Here is a 21,321-nt window from a genome sequence, read left to right as displayed (position 1 = left end):
GTTACGTCAGCCGCGCAGGCCGCGCACGAGCAGGTCGAGCAGGGCGAAGCAGAACAGCGCGATGCCGACGAAGCCGTTGACGGTGAAGAACGCGCGGCCCAGCCGGGACAGGTCGGTCGGGCTGAGCAGCGCGTGCTCGTAGACGAAGGCCGCGGCCACCACGACGATGCCGAACCACCAGAAGCCGCCGGCGTGGGTGAGCGCGCCGAACACGATGAACAGGGCCATGGTCACCACGTGCGCCGCGCGGGCGCCGGTCAGCGCCACGGCCACGCCCCACTTGGCCGGGACCGAGCCGAGGCCCTGCTCCCGGTCGGTCTCGATGTCCTGCAGCGCGAAGATCAGGTCGAAGCCGCCGATCCAGATGCCCACGGCCAGCCCGAGCACCACCGCCGACCAGCTCCACGCGCCGCTCACCGCCATCCAGGCGCCGATCGGGCCGATCGCCTGGGCCAGGGCGAGCAGGGCGTGCGGGACGTTCGTGAACCGCTTGCCGTAGGGGTAGAGCACCAGCGGCACCACGGCCAGCGGGCAGAGCCAGAACACCAGCCAGTTGAGCGAGGCGGCCGCGGCCAGGAACACCGCGAGGGCCGTGATCGCGCCGGCCCAGGCCGCCTTGACCGAGAGCACGCCGGTCACCAGCTCGCGCCGGGCCGTGCGCGGGTTGCGCGCGTCGAATTCGCGGTCGATGATCCGGTTGACCGCCATGGCGAAGCTGCGCGCGCCCACCATCGCGATGGTCACCAGCACCAGCTGCCGCCAGTGCACGGTCCTGGAGGCGGAGAACATCGCCGTCAGAGCCGCGATATAGGCGAACGGCAGCGCGAACACCGAGTGCTCGAGCAACACCAGGTTCTTGAAGGCCTTCGCCTTCCCGCCCAGCCCCTGCGCGGGCGCCGGGCCCGTCGCGTCCTCGACCGTCGTCACAGCCCGTACTCCTTCCAGCGCCGATCCACCTTGGCCGCGGTGGCCGGATCGGACACGATCATCTCCGGCCAGCCGCCGTTGCGGGTGTAGCCCTCCTCGGGCAGCTTCCGGGTGGCGTCGAGGCCGAGCTTGCCGCCCCAGAACTGCTGGTACGAGGCGTGGTCCAGGTGGTCCACGGCGCCCTCGGTGACCAGGATGTCGCGCGCGTAGTCCACGTTGCCGAAGGCCCGCCAGGAGACCTCGGCGTAGTCGTGCACGTCGCAGTCCGCGTCCACCACCACGATCAGCTTCGTCAGCGACATCAGCCCGGCGCCCCAGATCGCGTGCATCACCTTCTGCGCGTGCTTGGGGAAGCGCTTGTCGATGGAGACGATGGCGCAGTTGTGGAAGCCGCCGGTCTCCGGCAGGTCGTAGTCCACGATGTCCGGGATGATCATCTTCAGCAGCGGCAGGAAGAAGCGCTCGGTGGCCTTGCCCAGCGGCCCGTCCTCGGTGGGCGGGCGGCCGACCACGATGGACTGGAACATCGCGTCCTTGCGCATCGTCATGGTGCTGACGGTCAGCGCGGGGAAGGGCTCGACCGGCGTGTAGAAGCCGGTGTGGTCGCCGAACGGGCCCTCCGGCCGGGTCACGCCCGGCTCGAGCCAGCCCTCGATCACCACCTCGCAGTGCGCGGGCACCTGCAGCGGCACGGTCTTGCAGTCCACCAGTTCGACCCGCTCGCGCTGGACGAACCCGGCGAACAGGTACTCGTCGATGTCCGCGGGCAGCGGCGCGGTGGCCGCGTAGCTGACCACCGGCGGGCAGCCGAAGGCGATGGCGACCGGCAGCCGCTCGCCGCGCCGCTGCGCGACCGCGTAGTGGTTGGTGGAGTCCTTGTGGATCTGCCAGTGCATGCCGACGGTGCGCGCGTCGTGGCGCTGCAGCCGGTACAGGCCCAGGTTGCGCTGGCCGGTCTCCGGGTGCTTGGTGTGGGTCAGGCCCAGATTGAAGAACGCGCCGCCGTCCTGCGGCCAGGTGTGCAGCGCCGGCAGCAGGTCCAGGTTCACCTCGTCGCCGCTGAGCACGACCTCCTGGCACGGGGCGGTGCGCACCTTCTTGGGCGGCACGGTGCGCAGCTGCGCGGCCTTGCCCAGCGCGTCCTTCAGGCCCGAGATGCCGTGCGGCAGCTCGGGCTTGAGCAGGCCGGCGATGCGCTCGCCGATCTCATCGAGGCTCTCGAGGCCGAGGGCGAGGCACAGCCGCCGCTCGCTGCCGAAGACGTTCATGGCGAGCGGCAGCCTCGAGCCCTTGACGTTCTCGAACAGCAGCGCCGGTCCGGGGCGGCCGTCCCGGCGCGACTTCTGCACCCGGTCGGTGATCTCGCCGATCTCGAGGTAGGGGTCGACCTCCGCCTTCACCCGGCGGAGCTCACCCTCCTTCTCGAGGGCCTTGAGAAACGAGCGGAGATCTTCGTAGGCCATGCCGACAAGTATCCACCGCCCCGCGTAGCGCTCGTGCACCCACCTCGCCAGCGCTCGGCAGGCACACTCGCGAAGGCACTGTGCTGAATTGTCCGCTCGCGAGCTCGCTCAGTACCGGACTTCCACCTTGTCCCCGAGCTGCAGGAACTTGTAGAAGTACTCGGCGTTCCTGAGCGAGAGGTGGACGCAGCCGTGCGAACGCACGGTGATCGGGTCCTCGTGGAACGCGTCGCCCTCGTAGAAGAAGACGCTGTAGGGCATCGGGGCGTCGTACGTGGTGGACCAGCCGTCGACCACCTTGTAGTAGACCTTGAAGTTCCCGGCCGGGGTGGGCAGGCTGGCGCGGCCGGTGGCCACCTTGACCGGGCCGTAGACCACCTTGCCGTCCCGCAGCAGCCAGGCCTCCTGCTTGGAGAGCGAGACGCAGGCCACGGCGGTGGCGTCGCAGGGCACGCCCTTGGCCTTGAGTGCGGCGTTCTCGGCGGCCAGGGTGTCGACCGGCGCGGCGGTGGCCGAGGGCTTCGTGGTGGACCGGGCGGGCGAGGGCGAGGCGGCGGCCGTGCTCGGCGCCGCGGACGGGGACGCGGAGGCGGACCCGGAAGGGGATGCGGACGGGCTCGCGCTGCTCGCCTCCGCGGCGGGCGAGGAGGCCTGGGCGCTGGTGGCGGCGGCTGAGACGGGGTCGGCTTCGGCGGTGGCCGAACAGCCTGAGGCGGTGAACGCGGAGGCGGCCAACAGCGCGCCCCCGGCGATGAAGGGGATAGAACGGCGGAATGCGGACACTGCGCTCTCCCTGCGCTGACGGCGGCCCTGCCCCTCAAGCAGGTCTCACCGGGGTTGTAGCCCGATGACATGACGCCTAACCAGACCCCTGGGTTGTCGTGTATCCGAGTCGTTATCCACTGCGGTCAGTCCTGAGACAGAACGGCCCTGTTCACCTCGGCCACGGCGGCGGCGAAGCCCGCGGGTTCGAGTACTTCGACACCGGCGGCGCTCAACCGCTCGACTCCGTCGCACACCGCCAGAAGGGTCGGTTCGCGCCAGCCGAGCACCACGCGCGGAATGCCGGCGGCGAGGATGTGATCGGTGCAGCTGCGCGGGCGGGAGGCGCGTGGAGAGCAGGGTTCGAGCGAGGTGTAGAGCGTCGCGGTGCGCAGCCGCGGGTCCTCGTAGCCGAGTTTGGCGATGGCCACCTCCTCGGCGTGGTTGGCCGAGGGATCGCCGAGGCCGTAACGCGGTTCGCGCGAGTATCCGGTACTCAGCACGCTACCGTCGGGCGCTGCGATGATCGCGCCGACGGAGTAGGCCTTGAGCACCGGCGGGCAGGAGCGGGAGAGCTCGATGGTCAGGCGCAGCAGCTCCTCGTCGGAGTGGCCGCGGCGGACCAGGTAGCGCGTGTACTGCACGTCGCCGAGGGCGCGCGACTCGGCCAGGATCATCCGCCGGTCCGGGCTCTGCGGGAAGAGCACGGCGCCGGGCCGGCCGAACGCGCGCGGCGCGGCGGCGTCGCCGATCAGGAAGGGCGCGGCGGCGTACTGGATCTCGTCCGCGAGGTCCTCGGCCAGGAACGCGGACAGCACGGCGGATCCGCCCTCGACCATCAGACGTCGTACTCCGCGCCGCTCGAGCTCGGCGAGCACCGCGCGCAGGTCCGGGCGGCCCTCGATCAGCAGCGTCTCAGCCCCCGGAGTGGTCAGCACCTTGGCCTCCGGATCGATCCCGCCGGCGCCGGTGAGCACCACCCGCAGCGGGCTCGGCGCCAGGCCCAGCGCCACGCGCTCGGCCCGCCGCTCGGCCGAGCGCACCAGCAGCCGCGGGTCGTCGGCACGCACCGTGCCGGCACCGACCAGGATCGCGTCACACGCCGCGCGGGCGGCGTCGACCCGGTCGAAGTCCTCCGGGTTCGACAGCAGTAGCCGCTCCGGCGTGGTGTCGTCGAGGCAGCCGTCCAGGGACGCGGCGAAACTCAGCAGGACGTGCATGCCGCCGATCGTATCCGCCGAGCCCTAGGCCGTGTCTTCACACCATCGCCGGGGCCGCGACGCTGGCTCGAAGACAGGGCTTAGTTGACGATGTCGTCCGGCGCGACCTGCACGCACTGGCCGGTCGTGGCCGCGTTCAGCGCCGAGGACTCGCTCGGCGCGGAGGCCGCGGTCGTCGCCGCGGAGCTGGCGCCGCTCGCGCTCGCCGGGTAGGTCGTGCCGCTGGTCCAGTCCGTGCCCACGACCACCGTGACCTCGGAGTACGAGCTGGACTCGACCACCTGGGAGCTCGGGATGCCCAGCGCGTCGGCCACCGCGGCGGCCGAGTCGGCCCGGCCGGAGGGGTAGTAGACCACGGTCTTGGCGGTCGAGGAGGCGTTGCCGGTGGACAGGTCGCCCGAGCTGAAGCCGGCCGAGACCAGGGCCTGGGTCAGGTCGGAGGCGCGGCCGGAGACGCCGGTGCCGTTGAGGATCTGCGCGTGGACTTCCGAGGTGACCACGTTCGAGGCCGAGCCGGCGGTGGCGGTCGCGGTCGCGGTGGCGGTCTTGCTGGAGGTGGTGGAGGAGTCGGAGCTCTTGGCGCTGGAGTAGGACACGTCGTCCTTGATGTTGGTGAACATCTGCTCGGCCTGGGCCTGCTCCGGGATCACCCGCTCGGTGTTGGCCGGGTCCAGCTCCCAGGGCATCGTGACGAAGGTGACCCGGTCGGTGGGGACCTTGTTCATCGTGTCGAACAGGCTGATCAGGTTGGTCACACCGGCCAGCCCGTCGTCCACCTGGAGCGACTTGGTGGCCGCGTTGGCTATGGAGTAGAGGTTGCCCAGGTCGGTCAGCGAGGCCTCGGAGCGCAGCTGCCTGATCATGTCCGACAGGAAGATGTGCTGGGCCTTCTCCCGGCCGAGGTCGGAGCCGTCGTAGAAGCCGTGCCTGGTCCGCACGAACTCCAGCGCCTGCTTGCCCTCGACCACCGTGGTGCCCGCGTTCAGCCGCAGGCCGGAGTCCTTGTCGTACATGGTGTTGCTCACGCACACCGGGACGCCGCCGAGGGCGTCGGACATGGCCACGACGCCGGAGAAGTCGACCTCCATGTAGTGGTCGATGGTCAGGCCGGTGAGCTGGTGCACGGTGGCGACGGTGCAGGACGCGCCGTACTGCAGCGAGGAGTTGACCATCCCGTAGTACGAGCTGTTCGAGCCGCAGGCCGGGATCTGCGTCATGGTGTCCCGGGGTATGGACATGATGGTCGAGTTGGTGCGGTCCGCGGACAGGTGGATGACCATCATCACGTCCGAGTTGCCGTCACCGCTGCTCGAGCAGTCTCCGCCGAGGGAGCAGTCGGCCGCGGAGACCCGCGCGTCCGTGCCGATGAGCAGGATGTTCATGGCCGTGTTGCCGAACTTGTCCGGGGTCTCGGACGCCTGCGTGACACCGGTCGGCAGCAGCGCGGTGTGCTTGATGTTCCCGTCGAGGTGCAGCACGACGTACGTGCCGAGACCCGCGACCACGGCCACCAGGCCGGCGGTGCCGAGCGCGGTCCACTTCAGGATCTTGCGCCGGCGCGAGGCCGGCCTGGCCCGCCCGCTCCGGCCCCGGCGGCGGCCGGCCACGCGCCCGGCGCGGCCGGAGGGGTCCACCTCGTCCAGGTCGATGTCGGGGTTGACCTGGCCGTCCGACGGCGGGTTCCACAACTCCTCGGGATACGCATCGCCGTCGTTCGCCATGGTCCCTCGTCCTTCCCGACACGGCGGCGGCGGCCGTACCTCAGCCGCCGCGCTCGGTGTCTGAAAGGACAGACGGAGAACGATTCGCCCTGGTTTCCCATTTCGTGAGCTGTCGCCCGACTGTTACAGAACCGGACATACGGTCTTTAGAGCCCCGCGTACGAGTGCTTGCCGGTCAGCAGCGTGTTCACGCCGAAGTAGTTGAACAGCACACACGCGAACGCGATCAGCGCGACGTAGGCCGCGGCCTTGCCCTTCCAGCCGTGGGTGGCCCGGGCGTGCAGGTAGGCGGCGTAGACCACCCAGACGATGAACGACCAGGTCTCCTTGGGGTCCCAGCCCCAGTACCGGCCCCAGGCCTTCTCCGCCCAGATCGCACCGGCCATGATCGCGAAGGTCCACAGCGGGAAGATGAAGGCGATGACCCGGTAGGCGGTGCGGTCCAGCGCCACCGACGAGGGCAGCCGCTCGAGCGTGGCGGTCATCCGGGGCAGCGCGCCCTCCTCGTTGGCGCCCTTGACCAGGTACAGGATCGTCGCCACGGTGGCCACGCCGAACGCGCCGGTGCTGATCACGGCCGCGGTCACGTGGATGTAGAGCCAGTAGGAGTGCAGCGCCGGGACGAGCTCCTCGGCGTCGGTGTACAGCAGCGTCCAGGCGATGCCGAGGGTGATCAGCACGATGAAGGTGACCGGCAGGCCGAGCCAGCGCACCTTCTTGCGCATGCCGAGCAGCACCATGTAGGCGAAGCTCATGGCCAGCGAGGCGGCGCAGGAGAACTCGTACATGTTCGCCCACGGCACGCGGTGCGCGGCCAGGCCGCGGCAGAGCACACCGGCGAAGTGGAAGGCGAACGCGAGCACACTGACGATCACGGCGAAGCGGCCGAAGATCTCGGCGCGCAGGTTGCCGTTGGAGATCGTCGGCTCCTCCTCCTCGGCCACCGAGCGGGTCAGCACGGTCACGCCGTGTCCGCCGTCGACCGCGTTGACCGACTCCACGGCCGGGGCCGCGCCCTGGCGCACCACCCGGTCCTCGGCCTGCCCGGCGCCCACCTGCTCGACGCTGCGGCCGAACCGGGAGCTGGTGCCGAAGGCCCATTCCGCGGTGTAGGCCACGAACGCGATCGCGTACATGGTCAGTGCTAGGACGATGAACAGATTGCTGTAGTGCGCGAATGTCTCGTTGATGCTCACGCGGGGGCTCCATCGGGAACGGGACGCCGGACGGCGGCGGCCAGGGCTTGCGCGGTTTGGGTCACTTCGGCGGTGGGCGTCGCGCCCTCGGTCCGGGCCAGGCCGGCCACCTCCACCAGGCTGGTGCCGTCCTCCTGCTCGGTCACCCGGACCCAGATCCGGCGGCGGCGGATGCCGAGCGAGCCGATCAGACCCAGCACGGCCGCGATCGCGGAGGGCAGCACGACCTTCTGGCCCGGGTCGTAGGCGATGTTGAACTGCGCCCACTGCTTGACCCCGACGAAGGTGATCGAACCGTCACTGTCGGGCAGGGTGGCGGTCTGACCCACCTTCAGCTGCAGCGCGTTGCCCGAGGCGGCGCTGGCGGTCTTGGACTTCACGTCCAGCTGCTTCATCTTGGAGGTGTCCAGGCTGTAGACGCTCTGGTCCTCGCCGCCGTTCATGTTCAAGTCGCCGGCGTAGGCGGAGAGGATCAGCATCGGGTTCTGCGCCGCCGGGAAGACCGAGGCCGGCATCGATCCGGTCTGCTCGAACGCGGTGGGCAGGAACCAGCCCTGGAAGCCGAGGTCGGTGCCGCCCGAGGTGTTGGACGGGGCCTTGATCGCGCCGGAGGAGTCGAAGTACGCGTCCTGGCCGAGGAAGGTGACCGGTCCGTCGAACAGCACGTTGCCCTTGCCGTCCTTGACCTCCACCACCGGCGAGTAGCCGTGGCCCTCGAGGAAGACGTTGGTGCCGTTGACGTTGATCGGCGAGTTGACCTGCACGTCCACGTTCTTCGCCGTGCTCTGCGGGGTGGCGAAGAGGGTGACGAAGGCGTCGAAGGTGCGCGGCTGGGCGAACTGGTCGCCGCTCTCCTGGTAGGAGGCGGTGAACTTGTTCAGGGTGAACCGGAAGTTGGGCAGGTCCTGCGCGCTCACGGCCGGCCCCAGGGTGAGGCTGTCGTAGCTGGTGACCGTGTCGCTGAAGCCGGTGCCCTCGGTGACCAGGACCGCGCCCTTGAATCCGAAGAAGTGGCCGATCGCGACCCCGACCAGGATGCCGATGAGCGAGAGGTGGAACAGCAGGTTCCCGGTCTCGCGCAGGTAGCCCTTCTCGGCCGAGACCCAGCCGCCGCCGTTGCGGTCGGTGCCGTGCACGGCCTTGAACCGGCGGCCCCTGAGCCGCTTGCGGGCGAGCTTGAGCACCTCGTCCGCGTCGGCGGTGGTGGTGAAGGAGGCGTGCACCGGCAGCCGCTTGAGGTTGCGCGGCGCGGCCGGCGGGTTGGTGCGCATCGCCTTGTAGTGCGCGAGCGACCGCGGCACGATGCAGCCGATGAGCGAGATGAACAGCAGGCAGTAGATCGCGCCGAACCAGGTCGACTCGAACACGTTGAACAGTTGCAGGTCGTTGAGGAGCGGCGCCCAGCTCTTGTGCGACTGGTAGAACGTGGTGACCTTGGACGGGTCGATGCTCAGCTGCGGCAGGATCGAGCCGGGGATCGCGGCCAGCGACAGCATGAACAGCAGCACCAGCGCGATGCGCATGGAGGTCAGCTGCCGCCAGATCCAGCGCAGCATGCCGAGCCAGCCGAGCCGCGGAACCGCTATCCCGTCGTCGAAATTCCGCGCGGTGGAGAGCTTCTCCGCACGCTCGGTGGCCAGGGCCTCGGCCGCCTCCTCCGGGGTCGGCTCGGCGGCCTCGGGCTCGGCGCCCTCGGGCACGGCGGAATCGGGCGCGGCGAACGCGCCCTCCGCGGGCTCGCCCGGGCCCTGCGGCTCGGGCTTCGCCGCCGCGGCGGCGTCCTGCGCTGTGTCACTCACTTGGAATGTCCTTCTCGTCTTCCCCGCGTGAACTACAGGGGCAGGCTGAAACCGTGCACCCAGCTCTGCATGTGCGTGATCAGCTGCTGCCAGACCCCGCTGACCAGGGCCACCCCGACCAGGGCCAGCATGGCCCCGCCGAACCGGGTGACCGCGGTGTAGTGCCGCTTTATCCAGCCGAAGGCGCGCATCGCCCGGCCGAAGGCCAGGGCGGTGAGCAGGAACGGCAGGCCGAGCCCCAGGCAGTAGAACGCGGCCAGCACCGCACCGCGGGTGGCCGTGCCCTGGTCGATGGCCAGTTCCTGAACCGCCGTCAGCGTCGGCCCGAGACAGGGGGTCCAGCCGAGGCCGAAGACCACCCCGAGCAGCGGCGCGCCGAGCAGGCCCATCGTCGGCCGGTAGTGCACCCGCAGGTCGCGCTGCATCCACGCGCTCCAGCGGTCCGGCACCAGGCCGGCGAAGAAGATCCCCATGACGATCATGACGCAGCCGAAGATGATGTCGAGGCCGCGCTGATGGGACAACAGATTATCGCCCACGAAGCCGAAGGCGGCCCCGGCGGAGACGAACACCGCGGAGAATCCGAGCACGAACAGCACCGCGCCGAGCAGGGTCCGGTGCCGCGAGCCGAAGCGGGCGCGCCGGGCCGTGGCCGCGTCCCCGTCGGCCCCGACTTCCTGCGCCTGCGCGTCGCGCTGCCGGTCCTGCGCGTCCACCGCGGACATGCCGGTGACGTAGGACAGGTAGCCGGGCACCAGCGGCAGCACGCACGGTGAGGCGAAGGAGACCGCCCCCGCCGCTACGGCCACGGGGACCGCGAGGAGCAGCGAGCCGCTGTAAACGAGGGAACCGACGGAGGACACCGGTCAGCTCCCGAGCACGTAGTCGAGCTCTTTGATCAGCTCGGGCTCGGTGATCGCGCCGAGGCAGCGCACCGCGACCTTGCCGCTGGCGTCGACGATCACCGTGGCCGGGACGCTGGTGGCCGGGATGATCTGCTTGAGGTCGAGCACCAGGGCCTCATCCGGATCCTGCAACGAGGGGTAGTCGATCTTGAAGTACTGCTGGTAGGTCAGAGCCGAGGCGTTGTCGTCCCGGGTGTTGATGCCGAGGAACTCGACACCCTTGCCCTTGAACTTCTGGTAGGTCTCGGCCAGATCGGCCGCCTCCTCGCGGCACGGGGTGCACCACGAGCCCCAGACGTTGATCACGGTGACGTGGCCCGTATACGACGTCGCGTACGAGGCGCCCTGGAGCGTGGTGCCGGACAGCGCCGGGGCGCTCTGCCGGTCCGCGGCGTTGATCTGGGTGATACCGGTGGAGACGCTGACGTACCCGATGTTGCCTCCATCGGAGCTGCCCGACCCCGAACAGCCGGCCACCAACGCGGCGACGGCGGTCAGGGTGAGCGCGAGCACTCCGGCCCGACGGCCTGGGTTCCATGCGACCATGCGAAGAGTCTCGCACGGCCGATTCCGGACGAAGCCGTCGGGTCAGCCGTTCTCAGGGAGGTTCAGTTTGCCGCACGTCCGGGCACACCGGACGCGGCGGTTTCCGCGGACCCGGTCTAAGCCCCGGCGACGAACTTCTTCGTCGTCTTGACCGGCAGCAGGTCCTTGGACGGCTCGTGGTACTCGAGCCCGACGAGCTGCTCGCCGACGAAGACGAACGAGGTGATCGAGGCGAGCGAGCACTGACGCTTGCGCGGGTCGTGCCACAGGTGCTTGTGCTCGGCGGCCAGCCGGCTCACCCAGATCGGCAGCTGGTGGCTGACGCACACCGCCTCGTGCCCGAGTGCCTTGTCCCTGGCCGTCTCGAGCGCCGCGCGCACCCGCGCGACCTGCTCCTTGTACGGCTCGCCCCAGGACGGACGCATCGGGTTGTAGAGCTTGGACCACACCTGCGGCCGCTTGAGCACGCCGTCGCCGACGCTGAAGCGCTTGCCCTCGAAGAAGTTCGCCGCCTCGATCAGCCGCCCGTCGGTGGCCACCTCCAGGTCCCGGCGCGCCGCGATCGGCGCCGCGGTCTCCTGCGCCCGGTCCAGCGGCGAGGCCACCACGTGCACCACGTCGCGCTCGGCGAAGAACTCGGCCCCGCGCTCGGCCATCTTGCGCCCGAGCTCGGACAGGTGGAAGTCGGGCAGGCGTCCGTAGAGGATGCCCTGGGGGTTGTGCACCTCGCCGTGGCGCATCAGGTGCACGACGGTCTTGACCCCGGGATCGATCTGCGTCATGGCACTCATCCTATGAGTTGACGGCGGCCGCGGCGGCCGCGGCGGCGGCGGGCAGGGCCTCGGCGATACGGGCGACGGCGTCCTCGTCGTGCGCGGCCGAGACGAACCAGGCCTCGAAGGCGCTCGGCGGGAGGTAGACGCCGCCGGCCAGCATGGCGTGGAAGAAGGCCTTGAACCGCTCGGTGTCCTGGGTCTTGGCGGTGGCGTAGTCCACCACCTCGGTGTCGGTGAAGAAGATCGAGAACATCGTCCCGGCGAACTGCACCCGGTGCGCCACGCCCTCGCGGGTCAGCGCCTCGGAGGCCAGCGCGGCCACCGTGCGGGCGGTCGCGTCGAGGCGGGTGTAGACCTCGGGGGTGCAGTGGCGCAGGGTGGCCAGGCCCGCGGCGGTGGCCACCGGGTTCCCGGAGAGCGTGCCGGCCTGGTAGACCGGGCCGATCGGGGCGAGCTGGGCCATCACCTCGGCGCGGCCGCCGAAGGCCGCGGTCGGGAAGCCGCCGCCCATCACCTTGCCGAAGGTCATCAGGTCGGGCACGACGCCGTCGATGCCGAACCAGCCCTCGCGCGAGCAGCGGAAGCCGGTCATCACCTCGTCCGAGATGTAGAGCGCGCCGTGGGTGTGGCAGAGCTCACGCAGCGCCGCGTTGAAGCCGGGCCGCGGCGGGACCACGCCCATGTTCCCGGCGGCGGCCTCGGTGATGACGCAGGCGATCTGCTGGCCGTGCTCGGCGAACGCGGCGCGGGCGGCCTCGATGTCGTTGTACGGCAGCACGATCGTGTCGCCGGTCTGGGTGCCGGTCACCCCGGGGGTGTCGGGCAGCGCGAGCGTCGCGAGGCCGGAGCCGGCCGCGGCGAGCAGCGCGTCCACGTGTCCGTGGTAGCACCCGGCGAACTTCACCACCTTGGACCGGCCGGTGTAGCCGCGGGCCAGCCGGATCGCGGACATGGTGGCCTCGGTGCCGGAGGAGACCAGCCGCACCTGCTCGACCGGCGCGATCCGGTCCACGATCTCCTCGGCCAGAACCACTTCGCCCTCGCTGGGCGTGCCGAAGGAGGTGCCGTGCGCCAGCGCCGCGCCCGCCGCCTCGAGCACCGCCGGGTGCGCGTGGCCGAGGATCATCGGCCCCCAGGAGCACACCAGGTCCACGTACTCGCGCCCGTCGGCGTCGGTGAGGTAGGCGCCCTTGCCGGACACCATGAACCGGGGCGTGCCGCCCACGCCGCGGAACGCGCGCACCGGCGAGTTGACCCCGCCGGGGGTGACCAGCTGGGCGCGGTCGAAGAGTTTGGCCGAGGCGGGGGCGTCGTAGTCGTAGCTCACCGCCCCAGTCTCTCATCGCGTCCGGGCGGTCCCGGACGCGGTGCAACCCGCGGCCGCCGGCGGCGCTCTGACAGGGGTATGGATGAGGATTTCGCGGACTTCGCCCGCGAGCGACAACAACAGCTGTACCGGACCGCGTATCTGCTGAGCGGGAACCGGGACCGCGCGCAGGACTTGGTGCAGTCCACGCTCGTGGCGCTGCTCAGGTCCTGGAACCGGGTGCGCGAGGCGGCGAATCCGGACGCCTACGCGCGCACGGTGCTGATCCGGGTGTTCCTGACCGAGCGGCGCAGGCTGCGGCGGGAGGCCGAGGTCCAGGCGCTCGCGCTGAGCCGGGCCCCGTCGGACACCTCGGCCCAGGACGGTTCCGCGGACCTGCGGCTGACGATCCTTCAGGCGCTGCGCGCCCTGCCACCGAAGCCGCGGGCGATGGTGATCCTGCGCTACTGGGAGGACCTGACGGTCGAGCAGACCGCGGCCGTGCTCGGCTGTAGCGAGGGCAACGTCAAGAGCCAGTGCTCGCGCTCGCTGGAGAAACTCAGGACCCTGCTCGGCGACCGGTTCGCCGAGCTCGCCACGCACTGATCGGACGAGGAGAGAACCATGGATCTGCACGAACTGATGGGTACGGCCGTCGACGACCTGCCCGACCTGCCCGACCAGCTCGCCGAGGTGACCCGGATCCACCAGCGGCGTACCAAGACCAAGCGCGCGACGATGGTGGCGGCGAGCACGGCGCTGGTGCTCGGCGTCGGCACGCTCACCATCGCCTCGCCGTGGGCGCACACCGCGACCGGGGCGTCCGTGGGCACAGGCTCCACGCAGAGCCTGCAGCAGTTCGCCTACGACGCGGCGAAGCTGCTGCAGAGCGACTGGCCGGTACCCGGCGCGAAGGTGGTCTGGAAGCCGAGCTACTTCCCTCTCGGCGTCGGCGGCATCGACAAGTACGCGGCCTTCGAGGTGACGGAGGGTTCGCAGTCCTGGCTGCTGCGCTTCATCTTCTACGGGTCCTCGGCCACGACTCCCTATCCCCTGGTGACCACCCTGCCCAGTGACTGCGCGATAGTGCCCGCGGGGTGCTCCGCGAACGCCGACGGCACCGTGCACGCGTTCGCTCCCGGCCATATGGACCTGGCGTACGTCTTCACCGGGGACTCCATGCGGTACATCATCATGGCCGACTATGAGAACCCCACGGCCACGGCGGGCCTGCAGCCGCAGGGCCTGGCGTCGATCTCGCCGAAGTCCGAGCCCCGGGTGCTGACCAACGATCAGCTCCGAGCGCTCGGCCTGTCCGACGCCATGCAGGAGATCTACACCGACGCGGCCTCGGTCGGCCTGCTCGGCAGCTGGGTGCGCTCCACCGCCACGCCCATCCCCTCGGAACTGCCGGGGTCCTGACGCCACATCCGACCGCCGCGCCGTGACAGCGCTTCTCAGCGGCTGCGGCGTGGCAGTGATTAATGCCGATTGCTGATCGGCTGGGCTGTTGGCAGTGGTGGTAGACCGTAAGTATGGGTACTTCCATGACTCCGGGTGGCCGGGAGCGGGCGTTCCGGGAGAAGCGGCGATTGCGGGCCGCGGAACTGTTCGAGCAGCACGTGCCGAACGTGGTGATCGCCGAGGCGCTGGGGGTGAGCGATTCCGCGGTCGACCTGTGGAAGGCGCGGTGGGAAGAGGGCGGGGCCGAGGCCCTGCGTTCGACCGGCCGTCCCGGCCATCCCCGTCTGCTCGATGAGGAGCAGGTCGCGGTCCTGGTCACGGAGCTGGACCGGGGTGCGCTCGCACATGGTCACGAGCAGGACCGGTGGATGCTCAAGTGGGTCAACGACCTGATCGAGGAGTTGTTCGGGTGCGCTTCGCGGCCACCGCCGGGGTCTGGAGGTTGCTGCGCCGGATCGGCTACTCCCATCACCGCCCGGGACGCCGGGCCGTCCAGCGCGATGAGCAGGCGATCACCGAGTGGCGGGAGGTGACCTGGCCGGACATCGTCGCGCAGGCCAAGCGCACCCGGGCGTGGATCGTATTCGAGGACGAGGCCGGGGCGATGCTCACCCCGCCGATCCGCGGCACCTGGGCCAAGCGCGGGGCGCGGGTGATCCTGCGCTGCTCCTACGCCCATGAGCGAAAGACCTCGATGGCCGCGTTCGCCTGCTACCGGGCCGGGCGTCTGCCGAAGATGTTCTACGCGCTCGCGCCGAACGCCTCGTTCACCGAGAACGAGTTCGGCCCGCTGCTGACCGACCTGCACGCACGCCTGGGCCCGGGCAAGGTCATCCTGGTGTGGGACCGGCTCTCGGCGCACGTGACCAGCCGCAAGACCAAGGCGTTCATCGCCGCCAACGCCTCCTGGCTCAGCGTGGTGCCGCTGCCCGGCTACGCGCCCGAACTCGACCCGGTCGAGCAGATCTGGGCGTGGATCAAGAACGGCCCTTTGGCGAACTACTGCGCCGCCAACCTCGCCGAACTGACGGACGCCGCCGGCCGCGCGCTCGACCGGCTGTGCAAGCAGCCCGAACTGCTCACGCCCTTCCTGCGACATACCGGACTTGACTGGCCATGAGCACCCGCCCAGCCGATCAGCAATCGGCATTAAACGGCTGCGCCGTGGTACCGGTTCTGCGCGGTCTCCAGCGGGCCGGTGAGCAGCGCCTCGACGGCGTCCGCGGCTCGGTCGACGTTCAGCGGGAGTTCCTTGGCCTCGGTGGAGGCGAAGGGCTTGAGCACGAAGTCGGCCGGGTCCTGGCGGCCCGGGGGGCGGCCGATGCCGAAGCGCACCCGCAGATACTCGCGCGAGCCGAGGGACTTCGTGATCGACTTCAGGCCGTTGTGGCCGCCGTCGCCGCCGCCGCGCTTGAGCCGCAGGGCGCCGAAGTCGATGTCGAGCTCGTCGTGCACGACGATGATCCGCTCGAGCGGGACCTTGTAGAAGTTCTGCGCGGCGACGGTGGGGCCGCCGGAGAGGTTCATGTAGGACTGCGGCTTGACCAGCACCACCCGCTCGCCGGCGATGCGGCCCTCGAGTACGTGCGCCGCGCCCTTGCCGGCCTTGAACCTGCCGGCCATGCGCTCGGCCAGCAGGTCCGCGACCATGAACCCGGCGTTGTGCCGGGTGGCGGCGTAGCCGGGCCCGGGGTTACCGAGCCCGACCACCAACCAGGGTTCGTTCATGCGTGCAGACTACTTGGACTACTCGGAGTCCGCGCCGGCCTCGGCCTCGGCCTCGTCGCCCTCGCCGGCCTCTTCCTCAGCCGGCTCCTCGACCAGGGTCGCGGCCGGGGTGAGCACGTGCACGACGACGGCCTCGGCGTCGGTGACCAGGGTCACGCCGTTGGGCAGGTTGACCTGGCCGGCCAGAACCTGGGTGCCCTCCTCGAGACCCTGCACCGAGACCTCGAAGGAGGCCGGGATGTGGGTGGCCTCGGCCTCGACCGAGAGCGAGGTGGACACGAGCTCGAGCAGGCCGCCGGGGGCGATCTCGCCGGTGGTGATCACCGGGACGTCCACGGTGACCTTCTCGCCGCGACGCACGAGCAGCAGGTCGACGTGCTCGAGGGTGCGGCGCACCGGGTCCTTCTGCACGGCCTTCGGGATCGCCAGCTGGCTCTTGCCGCCGAGGTCCAGGTTCAGCAGGACGTTCGGGGTCTTGAGCGCGAGGAACAGCTCGTGCTCGGGCAGGGACAGGTGGACGACCTCTTCCTTGTGCCCGTAGAGCACGGCGGGGATGCGTCCGTCGCGGCGCAGCTGACGCGCCGCGCCCTTGCCGAAGTTCTCGCGCGCCTCGGCGCTTATCTTGATCTCGGACATGGTGATGCCTCCTAGACGGGATCGGTTTCAGCCTGGACGATCTGGCGAATCGAACCCGCGCGCGGCGGGTTTCCCGCCGCGCCTGGAGCGCGATCAGCACGTCGATCACGGAGCCCGCCGGCAGCGCTGAGCGCGGCCGGCCACTCCCTCGCCGGGCGTTGGTGAGATTCTAGCCGGTGTAAGCCGGGGGGTTACGCCACGCCCTCGAACATCGAGGTCACCGAGCCGTTGTCGAAGACCTCCGAGATGGCCTGGGCCACGATCGGGGCGACGGAGAGCACGGTGAGCTTGTCGAAGCGGCGCTCGTCCGGCAGCGGCAGGGTGTCGGTGACGATGACCTTGCTCACCCGGGAGTTCTTGAGCCGGTCCACGGCCGGTCCGGAGAAGACCGCGTGGGTGGCCACTATCACGACCTCGGCGGCGCCGTTCTCGTACAGGGCGTCGGCGGCGGCGCAGATGGTGCCGGCGGTGTCGATCATGTCGTCGACCAGGACGCAGACCCGGTCCTTGATGTCACCGACGATCTCGTGCACGGAGACCTGGTTGGCCACGTTCACGTCGCGCCGCTTGTGCACGATGGCCAGCGGGGCGCCGAGCTTGTCGCACCACTTGTCCGCGACCTTCACCCGGCCCGCGTCCGGGGAGACGATGGTCAGCCGGTCCCGGTCGATGTTCTCCCGGATGTAGTCGATCAGCAGCGGCATCGCCCACAGGTGGTCGACTGGGCCGTCGAAGTAGCCCTGGATCTGGTCGGTGTGCAGGTCGATGGCCATCATCCGGTGCGCGCCGGCCTGCTTGAACAGGTCCGCCATCAGCCGGGCGGAGATGGGCTCGCGGCCGCGGTGCTTCTTGTCCTGCCGGGCGTAGCCGTAGAACGGCATGATCACGGTGATGGTCTTGGCGGAGGCGCGCTTGAGCGCGTCCACCATGATCAGCTGCTCCATGATCCACTGGTTGATCGGCGCGGTGTGGCTCTGCAGCACGAACGCGTCGCTGCCGCGCACCGACTCCTCGAAGCGCACATAGATCTCGCCGTTGGCGAAGTCTCTGGCCTGGGTCGGCGCGAGCTCCACCCCGAGCTCCCGGGCCACGGCCTCGGCGAGCTCCGGATGTGCCCGGCCGCTGAAAAGCATCAGTTTCTTCTGGCCGGCGGCCTCGATCCCGGTCACGCGCGGTGCTCCTTGACGGCTTCGACGGAGTGTGCCCGATCCTGTGGCGAATGCGGTGGAACGGGAGGCGGTACCCGTTCCATCGCCAGACGGACGGATCTGCCCCGCCCTATTGTCGCAGAAATTGTCCGGCGATCACCCCCGCGGACACCATACGGCGGTGTGGGGTTCATCCCGATTTTCCGCCGGGACCCGCCCCGCACCGCCCGCACGCGCTCGGCGTCTCGGGGGCCGAGCCGCCGCTCAGTCGCCCTCCTCGGCCATCGCCTCGTCCGCCTCGCGGGCTCGGGCGGCGGCGTGCGCGGCCGGGCTGCCCGGGCGCTTGCGCTCGATGTAGCCGGAGATGTTGCGCTGCCGGGACCTGGCCACGGCCAGCTCGCCCGGCCCGACCGGGGCGTTGACGGCGGAGCCGGCCGCGACGAACGCGCCGTCCTCGATCTTGGCCGGGGCGATCAGGACGCTGTTGGAGCCGACGAAGACGAAGTCGCCGATCTCGGTGCGGTGCTTGCTCACCCCGTCGTAGTTCGCGGTGATGGTGCCCGCGCCGAGGTTGCAGTTGACGCCGATGCGCGCGTCGCCCACGTAGGACAGGTGCGGCACCTTCGAGCCCTGGCCGAGCACCGCGTTCTTCATCTCCACGAAGCCGCCGGCCTTGGACCCGGCGCCGAGCCGGGTTCCGGGGCGCAGGTAGGTGTAGGGGCCGACGGTGGCGTCCTGGCCGATCTCGGCGCCTTCGCTTGTGGTGTTCGTCACCACCGCGCCGGTGCCGACGCTGGTGTCGGTGAGCGTGCAGTTGGGCCCGATCTCGGCACCCTCGCGGATGACCGTGGCCCCGTGCAGCTGGGTGTTGGGGTGCACCACCACGTCCCGTTCGAGCTCGACCTGGACGTCGATGAAGGTGCTGGCCGGGTCGATGATCGAGACGCCCTCGCGCATCCACGCCTCGTTGATCCGGCGGCTGAGCAGCCGGCGCATCTCGGCCAGCTGCACCCGGTCGTTCACGCCCAGGGTCTCGTGCCAGTCCTCGACCACGTACGCGCCCACGGCCAGGCCGTCGGCCACCGCGAGGCCGAGCACGTCGGTCAGGTACTCCTCGCCCTGCGAGTTCTCCCGCCCGACCCGGCCGAGCGCCTCGCGCAGCACCTTGGCGTCGAAGGCGAACAGACCGGAGTTGATCTCGGTGATCTCGGCCTGCGCCGCGTCGGTGTCGCGCTGCTCCACGATCGCCACGACCGCGCCGTCCTCGCGCACGATCCGGCCGTAGCCGGCGGGGTCCGGCACGATCGCGCTGAGCACGGTGACCGCCCGCCCGGCGTCCTGGTGCGCGGCCAGCAGGGCCCGCAGGGTGCCCGCGGTCAGCAGCGGGGCGTCGCCGGTGACGACCAGGACGGTGCCGTCGAGCTCGCGCTGCGCGGCCAGCGCCTCCATCGCCACCCGGGTGGCGTGGCCGGTGCCGAGCTGCTGGTCCTGGACCACGGCCCGCGCCGCCGGGTCCGCCGCCTCGAGGTATGCGGCCACCTGCTCGCGCCCGTGGCCGATCACCACGGCGAGCTCCTGCGGCCCGAGTTCCCGCGCCGCCGCCACGACGTGGCCGACCAGCGGGCGGCCGCACAGTTCGTGCAGGACTTTGGGAGTGGCGGACTTCATCCGGGTGCCGCCGCCGGCGGCGAGGACGATGACCGCGGCGGGTCGATTCTCAGTGGGCACGTTGACTGCCTCCGCGTCGACGAGGGTTTCGCCGCCGAGCCTACCGGCTGCCCGTGACCTCACGGTGATCTTGTTGCTCCCGGGGGAGGATTCGAACCTCCGTACTCAGAACCAAAATCTGATGTCCTGCCGCTAGACGACCCGGGATCGCGGGGAACGCAGGTCCATGATGCCGTATGCGCGCACCCGGCCGCCAACGCGTTGCCTCGCCGCGGCGGCGCCCGGCCTGAGGGTGTGTCAGGACGGATCGGTACGGCGCTCGCCGCGGCCCGGCAACGCGACGGGCCGTCAGGGCAGGTCGAGGATCTTCTCGCGGACGGCGTACATGACCGCTTCCATCCGCGAGTGCAGCTGGAGTTTCTCCAGGATGTTGCGCACGTGGTTTTTGACCGTGTTCTCGCTGATGAACAGGGTCTTGGCGATCTTGCTGTTGTTCGCGCCGGTCGCGATGAGCTTGAGCACCTCGAGCTCGCGGTCGGTCAGCCGGGGCGCGGGCGGACCCGGGTTCTTGCGGTCCTCGCCGTGGCGCACCATCGTGGCGAACTCGGTCAGCAGCTTCGCGGCCATGGGCGGTGAGATCAGCGACTGCCCGCCCACCACGGCGCGGATCGAGTCCGCGATCTCGTGCGGCAGGATCCCCTTGAGGAGGTAGCCGGACGCACCGGCCTTGATCGCCTCGTAGAGGTCCTCCTCCTCCTCGCTCATGGTGAGCATGACGATCCGGGTGGACGGCGCGACCTCCTTGATCGCCGCGGCGGCCTGGATCCCGCCGCCGATCCCGTCGCGCGAGGGCATCTTCACGTCCAGCAGCACCAGATCCGGCAGCAGCTCGGCCGCCTTGGCCACCGCCTCGCTCCCGTCGCCGGCCTCGCCGACCACGACGATGTCGGGCTCGGTCTGCAGCACGATGTCCAGCCCCCGCCGCAACAGGGCGTGGTCGTCCACCAACAGAACCCTGATCGGCTCATCTCCGCGCTGCGCCGGCACCGCGGGCCCCTGCCGGGTCTCGGTCATCCAGCCCCTCCCTCGGACTCCACCGCTCGCCGTGCCCGGCCGGGACTCGGCCGGGCACACTCCGTAGTCGGACCATCATCGTCTGGGGTCGATGACTCCTGATAATAGCCCTCCGCGCGACGTGCATTCGCACGCTTGCACGCGCGGGCGGAGCCGAGCGCTCCTCGCGGTCAGGCCGCGGCCTGACCGAGCTCGGCTTCGTACCCGCTGAAGTGGGCGGCGTCGTCCAGACGGATCACACCGTAGTCGTAGCCGCGCCTGCGGTAGACCACCGAGGGCAGCTTGGTCTCGGAATCGACGAACAGGAAGAAGTCGTGGCCCACCAACTCCATCTCGTACAGCGCCTGGTCCAGCGCCATCGGCGGCGCCGCGTGCGTCTTCTCCCGGACCACCAGCGGCCCGTCTCCCTCGACCTCGATCGAGCCGACCATGTGCCGCTCGTGCCCGTTCGCGTGCTCCTCCTGGACCGGCAGGCTGTCCCCGCCCAGCTCGGAGTCGGTCAGGCCCGAGGTGGCCGCGGCGACCGAGACCGGGGTGCGGCGGCCGTGGTGGACCCTGCGCCGGTCGGCCGCCCGGCGCAGCCGCGCCTCGAGCTTGCCGACCGCCATGTCCAGGGCGGAGTAGGCGTCCTGCGCGCAGGCCTCAGCGCGGATCACCGGCCCGCGGCCGCGCATGGTGAGCTCGATGCGCTCCGAGCGCCCGTTCTGGCGGGGGTTGCGCTCCTTCGAGAGTTCGACATCGAGGCTGATCACCTTCTGGTCGTAGCGCTCGATCCGGCTGAGCTTGTCCTCCACGTGCTTGCGGAACCTGTCGGTCACCTCAGCCTTGCGACCCTTCACGACAATCTCCACGGGTGCACCCTCTCGCTTGTTCCGTCAGGCTTGTCCGACCATACGCCCGAATCGTCCGCGGTTGAATGGAAATGCAGAGATAGCAGCCTCTCGTTTGGGGCGGGACGGGTCGGGTAGGGCAGCGGGTCGAG

General features: G+C 70.3%; 21 protein-coding genes and 1 tRNA gene. 4 read left to right on the top strand and 18 right to left on the bottom strand.

Annotation, left to right across the window (positions count from 1 at the left end):
* Positions 1 to 6: 6 nt before the first annotated feature.
* The 11 genes from mqnP to hemL all read right to left on the bottom strand — a co-directional run bounded on the left by mqnP (position 7) and on the right by hemL (position 12,642).
* On the bottom strand, positions 7 to 927 hold the full coding sequence (gene mqnP / locus KDL01_RS02015; RefSeq protein WP_307846021.1) for a menaquinone biosynthesis prenyltransferase MqnP: 921 nt from the start codon (positions 925 to 927) through the stop codon (positions 7 to 9).
* Positions 924 to 2,390 carry a menaquinone biosynthesis decarboxylase gene (locus KDL01_RS02010; RefSeq protein WP_212526547.1) on the bottom strand — a complete coding sequence of 489 codons (1,467 nt, stop codon included), beginning with the start codon at positions 2,388 to 2,390 and terminating at the stop codon, positions 924 to 926. Before KDL01_RS02010 ends, mqnP begins: the two co-directional genes overlap by 4 nt.
* A 108-nt stretch (positions 2,391 to 2,498) precedes the next feature.
* Positions 2,499 to 3,173 (bottom strand): L,D-transpeptidase, encoded by a 675-nt coding sequence (locus KDL01_RS02005; RefSeq protein ID WP_212526546.1) that lies wholly within the window; start codon positions 3,171 to 3,173, stop codon positions 2,499 to 2,501.
* Between the two features lie 125 nt (positions 3,174 to 3,298).
* Positions 3,299 to 4,372, bottom strand: coding sequence for a dihydrofolate reductase family protein (locus KDL01_RS02000; RefSeq protein WP_212526545.1), 1,074 nt, complete (start codon positions 4,370 to 4,372; stop codon positions 3,299 to 3,301).
* Between the two features lie 80 nt (positions 4,373 to 4,452).
* Complete coding sequence (locus KDL01_RS01995; RefSeq protein WP_212526544.1) at positions 4,453 to 6,093, bottom strand: LCP family protein; 1,641 nt, start codon at positions 6,091 to 6,093, stop codon at positions 4,453 to 4,455.
* Between the two features lie 146 nt (positions 6,094 to 6,239).
* Positions 6,240 to 7,289 (bottom strand): c-type cytochrome biogenesis protein CcsB, encoded by a 1,050-nt coding sequence (gene ccsB / locus KDL01_RS01990; RefSeq protein ID WP_212526543.1) that lies wholly within the window; start codon positions 7,287 to 7,289, stop codon positions 6,240 to 6,242.
* Positions 7,286 to 9,088 (bottom strand): cytochrome c biogenesis protein ResB, encoded by a 1,803-nt coding sequence (gene resB / locus KDL01_RS01985; RefSeq protein WP_212526542.1) that lies wholly within the window; start codon positions 9,086 to 9,088, stop codon positions 7,286 to 7,288. Before resB ends, ccsB begins: the two co-directional genes overlap by 4 nt.
* A gap of 32 nt (positions 9,089 to 9,120) precedes the next feature.
* Positions 9,121 to 9,951, bottom strand: a complete 831-nt coding sequence (locus tag KDL01_RS01980; RefSeq protein WP_212526541.1) for a cytochrome c biogenesis CcdA family protein — start codon at positions 9,949 to 9,951, stop codon at positions 9,121 to 9,123.
* A gap of 3 nt (positions 9,952 to 9,954) precedes the next feature.
* Positions 9,955 to 10,539 (bottom strand): TlpA family protein disulfide reductase, encoded by a 585-nt coding sequence (locus KDL01_RS01975; RefSeq protein ID WP_212526540.1) that lies wholly within the window; start codon positions 10,537 to 10,539, stop codon positions 9,955 to 9,957.
* 116 nt (positions 10,540 to 10,655) lie between these two features.
* Positions 10,656 to 11,321 carry a histidine phosphatase family protein gene (locus KDL01_RS01970; RefSeq protein ID WP_212526539.1) on the bottom strand — a complete coding sequence of 222 codons (666 nt, stop codon included), beginning with the start codon at positions 11,319 to 11,321 and terminating at the stop codon, positions 10,656 to 10,658.
* 10 nt (positions 11,322 to 11,331) lie between these two features.
* A complete protein-coding gene (gene hemL / locus KDL01_RS01965) occupies positions 11,332 to 12,642 on the bottom strand; it encodes a glutamate-1-semialdehyde 2,1-aminomutase (RefSeq protein ID WP_212526538.1) in 1,311 nt (436 codons plus the stop codon).
* Positions 12,643 to 12,720: 78 nt separating this feature from the next.
* Between hemL and KDL01_RS01960 the strand changes: the two genes are divergently transcribed.
* From KDL01_RS01960 to KDL01_RS01950, 4 genes are all read left to right on the top strand, one after another.
* On the top strand, positions 12,721 to 13,227 hold the full coding sequence (locus KDL01_RS01960) for a SigE family RNA polymerase sigma factor (protein WP_212526537.1): 507 nt from the start codon (positions 12,721 to 12,723) through the stop codon (positions 13,225 to 13,227).
* Between the two features lie 18 nt (positions 13,228 to 13,245).
* Positions 13,246 to 14,043 (top strand): hypothetical protein, encoded by a 798-nt coding sequence (locus KDL01_RS01955; RefSeq protein WP_212526536.1) that lies wholly within the window; start codon positions 13,246 to 13,248, stop codon positions 14,041 to 14,043.
* A 113-nt stretch (positions 14,044 to 14,156) separates the two neighbouring features.
* On the top strand, positions 14,157 to 14,618 hold the full coding sequence (locus KDL01_RS42960; RefSeq protein ID WP_246575819.1) for a helix-turn-helix domain-containing protein: 462 nt from the start codon (positions 14,157 to 14,159) through the stop codon (positions 14,616 to 14,618).
* Positions 14,528 to 15,205, top strand: a complete 678-nt coding sequence (locus KDL01_RS01950; protein ID WP_246575827.1) for an IS630 family transposase — start codon at positions 14,528 to 14,530, stop codon at positions 15,203 to 15,205. The genes KDL01_RS42960 and KDL01_RS01950 overlap by 91 nt, the downstream gene beginning before the upstream one ends.
* Positions 15,206 to 15,234: 29 nt before the next feature.
* Here KDL01_RS01950 and pth read toward each other — a convergent pair whose 3' ends face one another.
* From pth to hpf, 7 genes are all read right to left on the bottom strand, one after another.
* Positions 15,235 to 15,813, bottom strand: coding sequence for an aminoacyl-tRNA hydrolase (gene pth / locus KDL01_RS01945; protein WP_212526534.1), 579 nt, complete (start codon positions 15,811 to 15,813; stop codon positions 15,235 to 15,237).
* An 18-nt stretch (positions 15,814 to 15,831) separates the two neighbouring features.
* Complete coding sequence (locus KDL01_RS01940; RefSeq protein ID WP_212526533.1) at positions 15,832 to 16,449, bottom strand: 50S ribosomal protein L25/general stress protein Ctc; 618 nt, start codon at positions 16,447 to 16,449, stop codon at positions 15,832 to 15,834.
* Positions 16,450 to 16,640: 191 nt separating this feature from the next.
* Entirely contained in the window at positions 16,641 to 17,618 is a 978-nt protein-coding gene (locus KDL01_RS01935) for a ribose-phosphate diphosphokinase (protein ID WP_212526532.1), read from the bottom strand.
* A 243-nt stretch (positions 17,619 to 17,861) separates the two neighbouring features.
* On the bottom strand, positions 17,862 to 19,325 hold the full coding sequence (gene glmU / locus KDL01_RS01930) for a bifunctional UDP-N-acetylglucosamine diphosphorylase/glucosamine-1-phosphate N-acetyltransferase GlmU (RefSeq protein ID WP_212526531.1): 1,464 nt from the start codon (positions 19,323 to 19,325) through the stop codon (positions 17,862 to 17,864).
* A gap of 76 nt (positions 19,326 to 19,401) precedes the next feature.
* Positions 19,402 to 19,472 (bottom strand) — tRNA-Gln (locus tag KDL01_RS01925).
* Positions 19,473 to 19,613: 141 nt separating this feature from the next.
* Positions 19,614 to 20,339: a response regulator gene (locus tag KDL01_RS01920; RefSeq protein ID WP_212526530.1), complete on the bottom strand. Its 726-nt coding sequence runs from the start codon at positions 20,337 to 20,339 to the stop codon at positions 19,614 to 19,616.
* A gap of 170 nt (positions 20,340 to 20,509) precedes the next feature.
* Positions 20,510 to 21,190 (bottom strand): ribosome hibernation-promoting factor, HPF/YfiA family, encoded by a 681-nt coding sequence (hpf, locus tag KDL01_RS45050; RefSeq protein WP_212526529.1) that lies wholly within the window; start codon positions 21,188 to 21,190, stop codon positions 20,510 to 20,512.
* Between the last annotated feature and the right edge of the window lie 131 nt (positions 21,191 to 21,321).

Origin of the sequence: Actinospica durhamensis, assembly GCF_018139695.1 — a bacterium.
Lineage (GTDB): Bacteria > Actinomycetota > Actinomycetes > Streptomycetales > Catenulisporaceae > Actinospica > Actinospica durhamensis.
This window is presented reverse-complemented; position numbering and strand designations above follow the sequence as displayed.